Source organism: Halomonas citrativorans, assembly GCF_900163645.1.
GTDB lineage: Bacteria > Pseudomonadota > Gammaproteobacteria > Pseudomonadales > Halomonadaceae > Vreelandella > Vreelandella citrativorans.
Genome location: NZ_FUKM01000057.1, coordinates 455620 through 469473 on the forward strand (window position 1 = coordinate 455620; position 13854 = coordinate 469473).

Below are 13854 nucleotides of genomic sequence, written 5' to 3' on the forward strand. Positions count from 1 at the left end.
GGTCAGCCGTTTTGATGAAATGGCGCGGGGGAGAGCATTGACGCAAGTGCCGTTATATCCGGCACCGTACTCGCCAGCGCTTCAGGGATAATGATTTCCAGCCGTGAGTCCTGTCGCCAGGCGCTACTTTCTACGTTTAGCGCACCATCAGCGCGGTTAAGCTGCTGCCAGCCGCTGGTAGTATGAAACACGCCTTTAATACGGGCATCACGGGGTAATTCACCTAAACATTGCGCCAGGCTGTCCAGGTCAAAGTGCTCGTCAGGGTGCCAGCGTAATCCTAGGCTCACGTAGCCCAGTGCCACACCGGTTTCCTGCTGTGGTGCGCCTTTGGCTGGCGGAAAGTCAAAAAATCCGCCCTCCAAACCAGGGGGCGCGGTTAATGTGCGGTGTGCTTCCGGAACGGCCAGGTCGTGGGCAGGGCTTTGGCCACTGTGCGTTAATCGTTCAAGTGCCAGTTCGCCATTGGTAACCGGCTCGACCCATTTACGCGGCGGCCATAAGGCATTGGCAAATTGCTGCGCTGCCTGCTGCTGTTGATCGGTGGCCTGGTCCCATAAGGTGATGGCTACCGCATCGGCGATCGCCAACTGATCCTGAAACGTTTCATGATTGAGCGCACGCGGATCATCCAGACGGCGTGGGTCCAGCGTGGCAATAATATCGCGTACATCAACGACATCGTGAAAGGCCTCGCCGCGCAGCAGGTCCAGTAAACCGGCGGGGTGGCCAAGTCCAGAGGGTTCAATAATCACGCGGTCTGGCTTACTGCGTGCCAGCAGGTTAATAAGCGCTGCCTGCATCACAAAGGCGAGCTGGCAGCACAAACAGCCGCCAGGCAAGCCTTTAATAACGATATCGTCACGTTGCTCAAACATCGCCTGGTCGATACCAATTTGACCGAACTCATTCACTAAAATGGCCCACGTTTCATGCGCAGGCTTTTGTTCAATCAGACGGTGAATGAGGGTGGTTTTACCACTTCCCAAAAAGCCGGTGATGATATGAACCGGCACTTTTGCCAACGCTGCCACGAGTTAACCCCCTGTCATATTCATAAAGCGAACAACCTGAATGTCGCCGTCGGTCGTGAAATGGTGCCGCTCTGGTTTGAGCGGTAGTGCATTCACAATCGCCTCTTTAAGGCGCGGCATATCACCGGGATAGCGGCGCAGCACGGCGCGCAAGTCGACCGAATGTTCGTTACCCAAACAGAGCAATAAACGGCCTTCTACCGTGACCCGCACGCGATTACAGGTGTCGCAGAAGTTGTGGCTGTGCGGCGATATAAAGCCAACCCGGCTTTCACTGTCGGCCATTCTAAAGTAGCGCGACGGGCCTGGCGTGGTTTCGGTGGTCGGGGTTAGCGTATAGCGCTTTTCAATCAGGGCCTGTACATCATCACTTGAGTAGAAGGTTTCTGCGCGTGAGTGATCGGACACATCGCCCAGAGGCATCTCTTCAATAAAGCTGATATCCAGCCCTTCGTCACGCGCAAAGTCGACAAGGTCCAGCACCTCATCATCATTACGACCTTTTAAAATGACCGCATTTAACTTGATGCGGGTAAATCCGGCCTCTTTTGCAGCATGGATGCCGTCAATAACGCGTGTTAAATCGCCGGTGCGGGTGAGCTTTTTAAAGCGCTCCGGGTCCAGTGAATCCAGGCTGATATTGAGACGGCGCAGGCCACCTGCATAAAGCCTTTGGGCATGTTTACGCAGGCTGGCGCCATTGGTGGTCATGGTGAAATCGCTAAGCCCGGGCAACTGGCCAATGTCATCTACCAGCTGTTCTATGTCCCGGCGCACCAGGGGCTCACCACCGGTCAGGCGAATTTTTTCAACACCCAGTTCGGTAAAGGCCTGGGCGACCATGCTGATCTCTTCAAGGGTCAGCACTTGGGCACGCGGAAGAAACGTCATTTCCTCGCTCATGCAGTACACACAGCGGAAGTCACAGCGGTCGGTCACCGAGATGCGGACATAGCTAACTCGGCGACCAAAGTCATCTATTAGTTGCTTAGTCATGGCCATCTCACAAGTGGTTGAATGCAGACTACCTCGCCAGCTTGTGCACCGTCCTGGTCTTCGGGTAGCTCGATCAGACAGTTAGCCGCGACCATCGAACTTAACATGCCAGACCCTTGAGCACCGGTCGTACGTACGTGGAGCACACCTTGCGTATCGCTATGGTAAATGCCGCGCAAAAAGTCGGTACGCTGATAGCGGCTGTTAAGCACTTCATCCGCGACAGCGTAAAGCCTGGGTGGCGGAGTCATGGCGAATGCCTGCAAGTGATGGAGCAACGGCACGACAAACTGTGAAAAGGTTACCATGACAGCGACAGGGTTGCCGGGCAAGCCCACAAAGGGCGTACGCGACTCTCCCAGCCAGCCGCAGGCCAGTGGCCGCCCTGGGCGTAACGCAACGCGCCAAAACGTTAGTTGGCCCAGTTGTTCAAGGGCAGGCCGTGTAAAGTCAGCTTGCCCCGCCGATACACCGCCGCTGGTGAGCACCAGGTCGCTCACTTGGGCAGCGTGGGATAACGCCTTACGTATCGCCTGCTGATCATCGGGAAGAATACCCAGATCAATCACCTCAGCGCCGTGTTCGGTTAATAAACCCATCAAGGTAAACCGGTTGGCATCATAAATGCGGGCATTCTCCAGCGGCTCGCCAGGCGCTGTCACTTCATCGCCGGTGGAAAACAGTGCAACCGTCGGTGGCCGGGCCACGCAAACCTGTGCCACGCCGAGCGATGCAAGTAGCCCCATACTAGCGGCATCCAAACGCGTTCCTTTTGAAAGCGCCAGGTTGCCCTTGAGAATATCTTCCCCGGCCAGGCGTACGTTCTGGCCACGCTTAACGCGCTCAGGGTTTGCGATGTGGAGGTGCTCGCCGTGCGTTGTTAACTGCTCCTGCATAATGACCGTATCGGTGCCCTCCGGTAGCGGGGCACCCGTGGTAATCCGCACGCAAGCGTCTGGCGGCACGGCGCCATGAAAACCATGCCCTGCCAATGCATGACCGATAAGCGGCCATTGGGATGACTGTGTGTCTGGCCAGGCGAGAGCAATTCCGTCCATCGCGGCGTTGGTGCTGGGCGGTACGTTGATCGGCGCCATAATATCGTGCGCCAGGCGGCGGCCATGGGCGCGATGCAGATCGATTACTTCATGGGCCAGCGGTCTTTCAATAAGCGTTGTCAGCGCCTGGCGGGCTTCTTCCACGCTCAGCATCTGGTCGCCAAGCTCAAAGCAGGAGAGCGTCATGGTACTTCCCTGGCGGATAGGCATTGCGCTTCCAAGCGGCTTTTCTCTTCGGCGGTATTGAGATTGGTGAAGGCGTCGGGACAGTCGGACATATCCACACGGCGCATATTATGACGTGCGTACCAGCGCTGAATTTTACGCTCGCCGCTTTTCAAGGCCGCCTGAAGATCATCCGCCAGTGCGGTGCGTATCAAGGCCACCGTAGGATGCAGATGCTGACCATCAAACGCCACGGCGATATCGGCGCTTTGTATGCCTGCCAGCATTTGTGCGACCAGGTTATCCGGGAGATGCGGCGTATCGCAAGGAGCTATCAATAGCCACGGCGTGTTTGATGCGCGCAGCCCACTATAAATGCCCATTAAAGGACCTTGGAAGCCTGATTCCACATCACTGATCACACGCCCAAACAGGCGGTAGGCGTCAAGGTTACGGTTAGCGCTAATCAGCAGTTCAGCAATCTGCCCTTCAAGCTTGGCCGCTGTGTGGGCAAACAGAGGTAGCCCAGCAAAGGGCTCCAGCCCCTTATCGCGCCCGCCCATGCGGCGGCCTTCACCACCAGCGAGCACCATGCCGGTTAATGCTTGGGTCGTGATCATAGGCATGTCTCCTGTAGCAACGGGCGAGCAGTAACAAGCCTGGCCGACCAGCCTTGCCATTTTCAAGTGTAGATCCCTTATCACTATGATGGCGGCCAGGGGCCATGCTTGTCTATGCGCTTGTCTATACGTTAGGTGCTTGATGATAAGCACTATGACCCATATCAATCAGTGGGTTCGCCTGCCTACGTTATCTGGGTGAACAGCACCGATAGACGGTGTCTTTTGGTATGCTGCACGACAGTCACTTTTTATGAGGGAAACGCTAATGTCAGATTTTAACGAGTTTGATCAGGCTACTCGCACTGAGCTTGAGGCAGCTGCCTTTCGGCGTTTGCTGAGCCACCTGGACGATAACAAGGACGTACAGAATATCGACCTAATGATCCTGGCGGACTTTTGCCGTAACTGCCTTTCCAAATGGCTGGTGAGCGCAGCCGAAGAGCGAGGTGAGCGGCTTGATTACGAAGCCGCGCGCGAGTACGTCTACAAAATGCCCTACAGCGAGTGGAAAGCGCACTATCAGGGCACTGCAACGCCTGAACAGTTGGCGGCGTTGGACGCTCGCCAAGCCAAGAAAAACAATCAGGAGTAGCATTATGGAGCCGATGGTTGCCCTCAATATAGCCATACTGACGATTTCAGATACGCGTACCGAAGAGAGTGATCGCTCTGGTCAGCAATTGGTCGAGAGTTTGAACGCCGCCGGCCATCGGCTCGCCGATAAGCGTATTGTGGCTGACGATATCTACCAGATTCGCGCTATCGTGGCCCAATGGATTGCCGACGCCGGGGTGCAGGTGATTATTACTACCGGCGGCACCGGCTTTACCGGCCGTGATTCCACACCGGAAGCCATTTCGGTGCTGCTGGATAAGCACATCGAAGGATTTGGCGAGCGTTTTCGTCAGCTAAGTGGCGAGGAGATTGGCAGTTCCACCATTCAAAGCCGCTGCCTGGGTGGCTTGGCGAATGCCACGGTCATCTTCTGCCTGCCAGGCTCAACCGGCGCTTGCCGTACGGGCTGGGAAGGCATTTTGAAAGAGCAGCTCGATAGCCGTCACAAACCGTGCAACTTTGCCAACCTGGTGATCCCCGGGCGAGGTCAGCATGGCTGATTTGCAACCAGTAAGCGCCGCGCTTGAAGCGCTGCTGGCTGGCGTGAGTCCCGTCAGTGCGGAAGAAGCCGCCTTGGACGCCGCTGGCGGGCGGGTGCTGGCTGACAACGTGATGGCAGCGCTGAACGTCCCGCCCTTTGATAACAGTGCGATGGATGGCTATGCGTTGCGCACAAGCGATGCGGGCCGGTGGCTGCCCATCAGCCAGCGCATTGCGGCGGGAACACAGGTAGCGCCGCTGGCACCCGGTAGCTGTGCACGCATCTTTACCGGTGGCGAGTTGCCAGCAGGCGCGGACTGCGTCGTCATGCAGGAGCGCGTTAGCGTTGAGGCAGGCAAGGCCTTGATACCGGACAATATTCCGCCTGACGACAACGTGCGCCGCCAAGGGCGGGATGTGCGTTTGGGCGACTGTTTGCTCAACAAAGGGCTGCGCTTAGAAGCGGCCGCGCTGGGGCATTTAGCGGGGCAGGGCATTACCCAGGTGAGCGTACGCCGCCGTCCTAAGGTTGCCCTGCTCTCGACCGGCGATGAAATCGTCGACCCCGGCACGCCGCTGACACCGGGGCAAATTTATAATTCCAACCGACCCATGTTAAAGCGCCTGCTTGAGCGCTTTGGCGCTGATGTGGTGCAGGTCGTTAGTGTGCCGGATGACTACGCTCAAACGGTGGCGCTATTAACCCAGGCCGCCGCTGACGCCGATGTCGTGGTAAGCACTGGCGGTGTCAGTGTTGGGGAAGAAGACCACGTTAAGGCCGCGCTTGATGCTTTGGGCGAGCTGGATTTATGGCGCTTGGCCATACGCCCAGGCAAGCCCTTGGCGCTAGGCCGCTTGCCTCGCGCTGACGGCAGTGAGGCAAGGTTTGTGGGTCTGCCGGGTAATCCGGTTTCGGGGTTTGTGGGGGCCTGGCTATTTTTGCGCCCGCTCATGGGGGCGTTGTTGGCCTGCCCAGCACTGAAAGCATTACCAACGTTAACAGCAACGGCGAGTTTTGGGACCTCGACCGGGCCGCGCCAGCACTATATGCGCGTAACGCTTAATTTTTCACCTTCCGGTATAACGGCCCAGGCCTTTGCTGACCAGAATTCCGGCGTATTGTCGTCGTGTATTGAGGCCGATGCCTTGGCGGTTATTCCTCCCCATTATCAGGTAACGCCCGGCGATACTGTTAGCTGCTTATGGCTGGTGGAGTAAGCAGGCGCGTTCTCCTGACCGTTAAACAATGGCGTGGGGCACAAAGCAGGATGAGTCCTTGGTAATTCGCCCTACGTCTTCCCGCACGCCGATCCCGCAAGCACGATCACCCACCACCCAGCTGCCGATTAACGCGTGATGTTCGCCAAAGCGCGGCATGGGGTGGTAGGCCTGGCGAATCCAGGGGCTGTCCGTATAGGGGCCATCCACTGCCTCACGCTGACCCTCTGGCGTTAACAGCTCAATATTGCTGCCTTCGCGTGAAAAGAAGGGCTTGCGTACCCAGCCGGGCGGCAGCGGTGAAGGCGAGCGCTCTTCAAAATAGGCAGGTAGCAGATTAGGGTGGCCCTTAAAGTGTTCCCACAGCAGGGGCAGAATGCCCTTGTTAGAAAGAATCGCCTTCCACGGTGGTTCAAACCAGTGGGTGTGCAACTGGGGAATCTTTTCGCCAAACGCATCGTCGGCCAACTCTTCCCAAGGGTAGAGTTTAAACAGTGCCTGAATGGGCTGATTATCCAAGTCAACAAAGTAGTCGCCGTCGCGCTGGTAGCCTATATCTTCGGTATAAATGAAGGGCGCCTTTAAACCGGCCTGAACGGCTACATCCTGCAGGTAGTGTACGGTCGCGCGCTCTTCGTCATTATCCTTGATACATGAAAAGTACATCTCAGCGCTGCCTAGCCGGTCGCCAATATGCGCTATCGCGTTGATCAGCCGCTCCTGAATGGAGTTATATTGATCGGCGTGGCGCGGAATGATGCCTTGTTGGATGGCCTGCTCCAGCCATACCCACTGAAAGAAGCCCGCTTCATAAAGCGAGGTGGGGGTGTCGTAGTTAAGCTCAAGCAGCTTGGCGTGGCCTTGGCCTGAATAAGCAAAGTCCATTCGCCCATAAAGGTGTGGCTGGCCAGACACCCAGGAGTCGTGAATGGTGTCCCACATGAACTCCGGCAGCGCCAGGCGTTGCATCAGCGCATTGGAGTGACAGACACGGTCAACAAGCTCCATGCACATTTCATGCAGCTCTTCGGTAGGCGTCTCAATATCCCGCTCTATTTGATCCAGCGAGAACTGGTAGTAGGCGCTCTCTTTCCAGTAGGGTTCGCCGCCGATGGTATGAAAATGAAACCCCAGCTCGTGGGCCAGGGTTTTCCAGTTGGCGCGTTCTGCAACATCAACTCTAAGCATAGGGATTTCCGAGGTACATCACGAGCCCCAGCCGCCGCGGGCGGATGAGCGAGAACCGAAGCCGCGACGTTGCGTGGCCTGGCGGTTCTGGGTCGCCGTGGTACGCAGGGCCTGGTGACGCTGATTGACACGCTGGGTTGCCTGGTTGGTGGCGGTGTTCCAGTTGCCCTGGTTCTGACGATTGCGGTAAACCGGTTCTTGATACACTCCCCGGTTGGTCGCACCGTGGCTGGTGCGCGACATCATGTTGCCCACCATGTAACCCATCATGGCTGGCATAAACCAGCCACCGCCGCTGCTGCCGGTGGCCGCCTGCGACTGCTGTTCGGTGGGGGCCGTGCAGGCTCCTTCGCCGTGTTCAGCCTCACACTCTTCAAGCGTATTGAAGCGGGGGACTTCCTGAACGGACGCCTCGTAGGCATCTTCACAGGCGCTGCGGGTATACACATCGGCGGCCACGCACTCATCAACACTCTGGTAGCTGCGTGGGCTATCAAAGCTTACATCGGTCGTTTGCTCTGGCTGACCACACGCCGTAAGCCCGAATGCGCTGGCACCCATCATCGCAAGTGAGAGACGGGCGCTGCGTTTGCGTCGCGGCAAGTGTGGGGTCTGATCGTTATGTGCCATCGTTAAACTCCTTACCACGTCATCGAGGCGGCATTAATCAGGCCGACTGCAATGGAGACACTACCCACCAGAATACCGTAGGCCATATGACCTTCAGTGATATGCAGTGACAAGCTTTCTCCCTGATTTTTCAGCACCATCTTCAGGCCAAAGAAAGTCGCCAACTGAACACCAAACGCGATGATGCCCCATAAGATGAAATCGATGAAACTGATGGAGTTGGCCATAGCGCTGTAGAGCGGCAGCGTAAAGCCGACGATAGAACCCGCATAGGCCGTGGCCGCCGCTGCATTACCCTCACGAATTAACGTCCACTCGTGGTGGGGCGTGATACGGCTATAACAGTACATAAACGCAACGAGAAGCACGAGTGCGCCGATCAGATAGCCCAAAAAGTGGGGTAAGCCTTGTAAATACTGCATGTGTAGGATTTTCCTTGGTTGAGAGTCAACGTTGTGATGATGGAGAGTGTTGGGGCTAGCCGCGTTTAAATAGCATCAATATCGACCGATGTAACATCAACACCGAGATTTTGTACCAGCATAAACCCACCCTCGCCGTCATCTTCCGCATTGAGCAATACGTACTCCATACGCTCGGAGTCTTCGATAGGACGCTCGTACAGCATGGCATGATGGGTAACGCTGCGCGTCATGACGCTTTCGGTGGTCATTACCTGCTCTTCAAGTACGACGGGCGGTGACCAAAGGCTCGCTTCATCGCCCCACACGCGTTGAAACAGGCAGGTGCGCTCGGAAGCATCGGTTGACTCGACAGTCATCGTTTGTGCGCCCAGCTGGCCTGCCTTTTTATCGATTGCGTTGATCAGTGCATCGAACTCGGTATCCGACAAATGCGTCACACGGTAAAAATCAAACAGCTTGTACTCAACCACGCGCTGGTTTTCGACGTTGGCTTGCAGCCACGTATCGTTATCCAGATAAAAGCGTACCAGGTGGGCGCCTTGGCCAAGGTCGACATGCCCGACAGCCGCAACATGATGATAGGGCGCGCTGTCCCACCCAAAGAGTGCGTCGGAATAGGCGCTGAGCTCAGCCAGCTGAATGTTGACGCGTCCGTCCAGGCGCAGCCCTGCGAAATCTTCTTGCGACATGCCGGTGGGCAGGCCCGCGGTAAAGGTAGATGGACTTTCTGCCGAAGGGTTCGCCGCCACATTGGAAGTGCCGAACAGGGCCTTTAGTGTCTTAAACATTCGAGAGGTCTCCAAAGGGCAAGCAAGTAGAGCGGACAGATGGGTGCTGAATAAATAGTGGCCCAGTGACGTGCAGGCCCGCCGGTGGGCGGGCGCTGTGTCACATTATGCTTGCGGGGTGTTTTTCTTGGCTTTTAGGCGTGCCAGTACATCTTCGGCTTTGCGCTCATTGGCACCAATACCCGCCGCTTTCAAACGAGCATCCAGTGATGAACCGCTCTCTTCGGCAGCCATTTGATCAGCTGCCTCCATCTGGGCAGAGTTAAGCTGCTGGCGCTCACGGATGCGCTCAAGAGACTCCATTGCACTGCCCATGGCGCTATTTTGGCCGGAATGGCGCGCTGCTACTGCAGACTGAGCCTTCTGTGCAGATTCTGTCGCTTTTACCACGCTCACCTGCTGTTTTAGCTGGCGCAGCTGGTTTTCCGTATTGCGAATGGCCCCACGCAGGCTTTCAATGCTAGCGTCGTACTCGCTAACGATGCTGCGCTCGGCGTCCAAGTCATCTTGCATACTGACCATACGCTCGGCAACTTCGACCGCCAACGCTTCTTCGCCTTTGTCCAGCGCGGCTTCAGCACTTTGCTCAAGCTCGGTAATTTTGCCTTCTAGGGTATCTGCCTTGTTACTGTTCAACTGGCGTTGACCCATTAAGCGCGCAAGTTCGGTTTTGGACTGTTTCAGGTGATTTTCAGAATCACGAATTTCCTGGTCCAAAATACGTAGCGCTTGAGAGTCTACGACGGTCTGGCCGGTCTCATTCGCTTTGCCACGTAACGCCGTCATGATTTTGCTTAACATAAGGGTTGCTCCTAAACGCGTATTAAGAAAAGTGATCTTGAATTAAATCGGCGACTTCCATGGCAGCGCTGGCTGTGGCATGTAATTCAGCACAAATAGACACCAGCTTTGAATCGCCAAACAGCTGCCCGTAAGCCACGTAAAAGTCGCGCTCATCAATTGAAACGATACCGATAGAGGCAAGCGGAAGCGCAAGGCCTTGGCGCAGTAACACGTCGTTAAGTTCAGCCGGATTGGAAACGCTGTCCAGTGGGGCAATGGCGGTCATGGCAATCCACTCATTGTCACTGCGCGAAAGCGTTAACGTTAAATTGCCGTAATCGTGAAGCTCCCAAATCAACGTTTGGTTGGCTTCATCTAAACTAACATTGGCGGCTGGCCACTCCAGTTCAGCGGCTTCTTCCTGAGCGGAGGCATCGTTAATAACGCGATAGAGTTCGGCTGCCGAGAAAGCGCCCGTTTCATTGTGAGTAATCAAAGCAGCAAGCTCCTTATGCAAAATGAAGGTTATGTTAGCACTGACAATTCATCATCTTCTAATAACGCACTATCGCGTTTGAATAAAAGGCTACGCTAACACGCTGCGCGCCTGGATGTTTCACTATCAACAGCGCTTCTTGAGAGAACCCATTTAAGACCCACAGGCAGGAGAGGAGTTCTCCGTTAAGCGTACGATAAAAAGAGTTGAGAACATGGATAAGGATAGTCAACCGCCCAACACCGCGATATGGCAGCAGCGCTTGAGCCACTTTCGGGATGCGCTTGCTCACAACCCTATGCCAGGGTGTTGTGGCGCCGCCGCCACCGTCGTGGCGAGCCTAGGGCTGGCGTTAATATTAAAAGGGCTGCATATAAGCCAGCAGCATCAGACCAGTGAAGCGCGGGCCGCGTTAATTGACAAGGTGAAGGGCGCGGCTTAAATGCCCGCGCGCTGCTTGTTAAAGAGTATGCTTAAGGCGCTTGATATGCATCCGCAAAGCGCTTGCGCAGCTCGTTTTTCTGCACCTTACCCATGGTATTGCGCGGCAGCTCCTCGACAAAAAAGACCCGCTTGGGCTGCTTATATTTGGCCAAGCGTCCTGCCAAGTGGTCAAAAATGGTGGTTTCATCGAGCGAGGCGCCCGCTTGGCAAACCACAACCGCCGTTACCCCTTCACCAAAGTCTGGGTGCGGCAAACCAATCACCGCCGACTCAACCACCTGCTCCAGCTCATCGATAAGCTGCTCCACCTCTTTGGGATAAACATTGTAGCCCCCGGAAATCACCAGATCTTTATCACGGCCCACTATATGCACATAGCCCTGGGCATCACGCATGGCCAAATCGCCGGTGATAAAAAAGCCGTCATCGAGTAATTCTTCACGGGTTTTCTCGGGCATGCGCCAGTAGCCGATAAACACGTTGGGCCCGCGAACTTGAAGAATGCCGATGTCGCCTTCGGCGACTTCTGCGCCTGACTCACGATCAATAATGCGAATATCCACACCGGGCAGTGGTACTCCCACGGTGCCCGCACGGCGCTCCCCCTGATAGGGGTTGGAGATATTCATGTTGGTCTCGGTCATGCCGTAGCGCTCAAGGATCGCATGGCCGGTTTTGGCTTCAAACGCTTCGTGGGTTTCAGAGGTCAGCGGTGCCGAGCCTGAAATAAATAGGCGCATGTTTTCCGCCGCCTTTGGCGTTAAGCGTGCGTCCTGAACCAGCCGGGTATAGAACGTGGGCACGCCCATCATTACGCTGCCGTGGGGTAACTCTTCAAAGATAATGTCGGCATCAAACTTGGGCAGAAATAGCATGCTGGCGCCAGCCATCAAGACGACATTACATGCCACAAACAGCCCGTGCGTATGAAAAATAGGCAGCGCATGAATCAGCCGATCATTGGCGCTGAAGTGCCAGGTTTTTACCAGGGTTTCAGCATTGGATGCGAGGTTGCGGTGGGTCAGCATGGCGCCTTTAGAGCGCCCGGTGGTGCCGGAAGTATATAAAATTGCCGCCAGATCGTTTTCGCCCAACGTGACGATCTCCTCACAAGGCATCGCGCGACGGGATGTTTCCATCAGGCTGCCGTCGGCGGCACTGCCCAGCGTTGCCACGGCTGGGCAGCCGGTTTCAGCGGCAAGCACTCGCGCCTCATCTTCGAGCTTGGGGCGGCAAACAAATAGCGCGGGTTCGGCGTCGTTTAAAAAGTAGCGAATTTCATCGCCGGTATAGCCGGTGTTCAATGGCAGATATACGCCGCCAATACGCAGGCAGGCCAAGTACAGCAATATTGCCTCAGGGCTTTTATCTACCTGGACGGCAACGCGGTCGCCTTGTATCACGCCCAGCTCGATCAAGGCACCGGCGAGCTGAGCGCTAATGTTCAGCGCATCGGTATAACTATAGTGGCGGCCTTCGCGAGTGGTAATAAAGTCAGCGTCGGCGCGCTCGCGCATCTTGGTGGCAAAGGTTTCAAACAGGTTGTGGTTCATTTGGCGGTCTCTCCCTTGGCCAGCTTACGAGCGCGACGCGCAAGGTCACGCACTTCATTTGAGCAGGCAACGGTGCCTTTGGCGGTATAGTTTTCGTGATTGCGTTCAATGTCATCAAGCACATACAGATAGTTGACCATTAGCCCCGCCGCTTGCTTAACGCCTTTGGACGAGATATCACCCAGCCAGTTAATGCGATGCAGCTCAGCGCCGTTACCCAAGTGAAAGCGGGCGACGGGATTGAGAGGCAAGCCTTTAGCATTTTTGGCTTCGACCAGATAACGGGCGGCCAAGGGGCGAATACCGGCCTTCAAGCGCTCTTCGCGTACCGCATCGTGGTGCCAGTCGGGCGTTTCAAGTTCACCGAGCGTATTACGCAGGGTTTCCGGCCACTGCTCATCCTTGCGCTGTTCGGTAAGCCACTGGGCAAACCCAGGGACCGGTGACAGCGTTACGAAGTATTTGAGCTGAGGGAGTTCCTGCGAAAGCTCCTGTACCACCTGCTTGATTAGAAAGTTACCAAACGAAATGCCGCGCAGGCCGGTTTGACAGTTGCTGATCCCAAAGAAAGCGGCTGTATCGTCGTCTTCGGGGTCATCGCCGCTTTCTTCGCCCACCAAAATAGGCTGAATACGGCTCGGCAGCCCTTTATGCAGGGCCACTTCGACAAAGATCAGTGGCTCGTCGCCAATCGCCGGGTGAAAGAATGCAAAGCAGCGCCGGTCGCGGGCATCCAGCCGTCGGCGTAGATCGTTCCAGTCCTGTATCTCATGCACCGCTTCATAGCGAATGATCTTCTCTAGCACGGAGGCCGGGGTATTCCAGTCAATCCGCTTAAGCATCAGAAAACCGCGGTTAAACCAGGAGCTAAAAAGGTGCACAAAGTCGTCGTCGATAGGCCCCAGCTCGGGCTGCTCGCGCAGCAATTCCAGCAAGTCTTCACGCATCTTGACCAGCTCATAGGTGCCGTCGCGGGCCAGGTTTAAGCGCCGAAAAAGCTCTTGGCGGCGTGGCTCGCAGGCGTTAAACAGAGTCTGTAACGTATCATTGTCGCGTGCTTCAGCATAGGCCGCGTAGGCTTCGTCGATTTGCGCGGCGTCGGCGGCAAAGTCGCTTGCCAGGCGCGCAAAAAAGCTGGCTTTTTCAGCGGATGATAAGCGTTGGTAGATAGCTAATGCCCGGCTTGCCAAGGCAATGCTGGAGGCCTCCCCGTCGCTTGCTAAAAGTGCCTGGCAGGCGCTCACCAGATGACCATGATCCGGGGTAAGCGCTTCTGGGTTACGGCGCCTTAATAGCGCATCACGCTGGGTGATATTGTTGAAAAGCTCCTGCAAAAACATCATGTTCATGGTTCAACT

The 13854-nt window shown here is 55.9% G+C and carries 16 protein-coding genes; 4 read left to right on the plus strand and 12 right to left on the minus strand.

Annotated elements, in window-relative coordinates; all coding sequences use genetic code 11:
• Window positions 1-2 precede the first annotated feature (2 nt).
• The 4 genes from CZ787_RS15995 to mobA are packed head-to-tail and all read right to left on the minus strand — an operon-like array spanning window position 3 to window position 3873.
• Complete coding sequence (locus tag CZ787_RS15995) at window positions 3-1034, minus strand: CobW family GTP-binding protein (protein WP_087111004.1); 1032 nt, start codon at window positions 1032-1034, stop codon at window positions 3-5.
• A 3-nt stretch (window positions 1035-1037) separates the two neighbouring features.
• A complete protein-coding gene (moaA, locus tag CZ787_RS16000; RefSeq protein ID WP_087111006.1) occupies window positions 1038-2030 on the minus strand; it encodes a GTP 3',8-cyclase MoaA in 993 nt (330 codons plus the stop codon).
• Window positions 2027-3274 (minus strand): gephyrin-like molybdotransferase Glp, encoded by a 1248-nt coding sequence (glp, locus tag CZ787_RS16005; RefSeq protein ID WP_087111008.1) that lies wholly within the window; start codon window positions 3272-3274, stop codon window positions 2027-2029. Before glp (CZ787_RS16005) ends, moaA begins: the two co-directional genes overlap by 4 nt.
• Entirely contained in the window at window positions 3271-3873 is a 603-nt protein-coding gene (gene mobA / locus CZ787_RS16010) for a molybdenum cofactor guanylyltransferase MobA (RefSeq protein ID WP_087111010.1), read from the minus strand. The genes glp (CZ787_RS16005) and mobA overlap by 4 nt, the downstream gene beginning before the upstream one ends.
• Window positions 3874-4141: 268 nt before the next feature.
• On the opposite strand from mobA, the gene CZ787_RS16015 reads away from it, so the two are divergent.
• Genes CZ787_RS16015 through glp (CZ787_RS16025) form a run of 3 tightly spaced genes read left to right on the plus strand, consistent with a single transcriptional unit; the run spans window position 4142 to window position 6189 of the window.
• The gene (locus CZ787_RS16015; RefSeq protein WP_087111012.1) at window positions 4142-4468 is read left to right on the plus strand and encodes a DUF1244 domain-containing protein; all 327 of its coding nucleotides are present in this window, start codon (window positions 4142-4144) and stop codon (window positions 4466-4468) included.
• A 4-nt stretch (window positions 4469-4472) separates the two neighbouring features.
• On the plus strand, window positions 4473-4991 hold the full coding sequence (gene moaB / locus CZ787_RS16020) for a molybdenum cofactor biosynthesis protein B (protein ID WP_087111014.1): 519 nt from the start codon (window positions 4473-4475) through the stop codon (window positions 4989-4991).
• Entirely contained in the window at window positions 4984-6189 is a 1206-nt protein-coding gene (glp, locus tag CZ787_RS16025; protein WP_087111016.1) for a gephyrin-like molybdotransferase Glp, read from the plus strand. The genes moaB and glp (CZ787_RS16025) overlap by 8 nt, the downstream gene beginning before the upstream one ends.
• 21 nt (window positions 6190-6210) lie before the next feature.
• On the opposite strand, the gene CZ787_RS16030 is transcribed toward glp (CZ787_RS16025), so the two are convergent.
• From CZ787_RS16030 to CZ787_RS16055, 6 genes are all read right to left on the minus strand, one after another.
• Window positions 6211-7377, minus strand: coding sequence for a glutathionylspermidine synthase family protein (locus tag CZ787_RS16030; RefSeq protein ID WP_087111018.1), 1167 nt, complete (start codon window positions 7375-7377; stop codon window positions 6211-6213).
• 18 nt (window positions 7378-7395) lie between these two features.
• Window positions 7396-8007: a DUF1190 domain-containing protein gene (locus CZ787_RS16035; protein ID WP_087111020.1), complete on the minus strand. Its 612-nt coding sequence runs from the start codon at window positions 8005-8007 to the stop codon at window positions 7396-7398.
• Window positions 8008-8018: 11 nt separating this feature from the next.
• The gene (locus CZ787_RS16040; protein WP_087111022.1) at window positions 8019-8429 is read right to left on the minus strand and encodes a DUF350 domain-containing protein; all 411 of its coding nucleotides are present in this window, start codon (window positions 8427-8429) and stop codon (window positions 8019-8021) included.
• A gap of 65 nt (window positions 8430-8494) precedes the next feature.
• Complete coding sequence (locus tag CZ787_RS16045; protein WP_087111024.1) at window positions 8495-9220, minus strand: DUF2491 family protein; 726 nt, start codon at window positions 9218-9220, stop codon at window positions 8495-8497.
• A 105-nt stretch (window positions 9221-9325) separates the two neighbouring features.
• Entirely contained in the window at window positions 9326-10021 is a 696-nt protein-coding gene (locus CZ787_RS16050) for a PspA/IM30 family protein (RefSeq protein WP_087111027.1), read from the minus strand.
• A gap of 22 nt (window positions 10022-10043) precedes the next feature.
• Window positions 10044-10499, minus strand: coding sequence for a DUF2170 family protein (locus CZ787_RS16055; protein WP_087111029.1), 456 nt, complete (start codon window positions 10497-10499; stop codon window positions 10044-10046).
• A 214-nt stretch (window positions 10500-10713) separates the two neighbouring features.
• Between CZ787_RS16055 and CZ787_RS16060 the strand changes: the two genes are divergently transcribed.
• Complete coding sequence (locus CZ787_RS16060) at window positions 10714-10941, plus strand: hypothetical protein (protein ID WP_087111031.1); 228 nt, start codon at window positions 10714-10716, stop codon at window positions 10939-10941.
• A gap of 31 nt (window positions 10942-10972) precedes the next feature.
• On the opposite strand, the gene CZ787_RS16065 is transcribed toward CZ787_RS16060, so the two are convergent.
• Together CZ787_RS16065 and CZ787_RS16070 are read right to left on the minus strand one after the other, a co-directional pair.
• Complete coding sequence (locus tag CZ787_RS16065) at window positions 10973-12496, minus strand: malonate--CoA ligase (RefSeq protein WP_087111033.1); 1524 nt, start codon at window positions 12494-12496, stop codon at window positions 10973-10975.
• Window positions 12493-13845 carry a malonyl-CoA decarboxylase gene (locus CZ787_RS16070; protein WP_087111035.1) on the minus strand — a complete coding sequence of 451 codons (1353 nt, stop codon included), beginning with the start codon at window positions 13843-13845 and terminating at the stop codon, window positions 12493-12495. The genes CZ787_RS16065 and CZ787_RS16070 overlap by 4 nt, the downstream gene beginning before the upstream one ends.
• Window positions 13846-13854 lie beyond the last annotated feature (9 nt).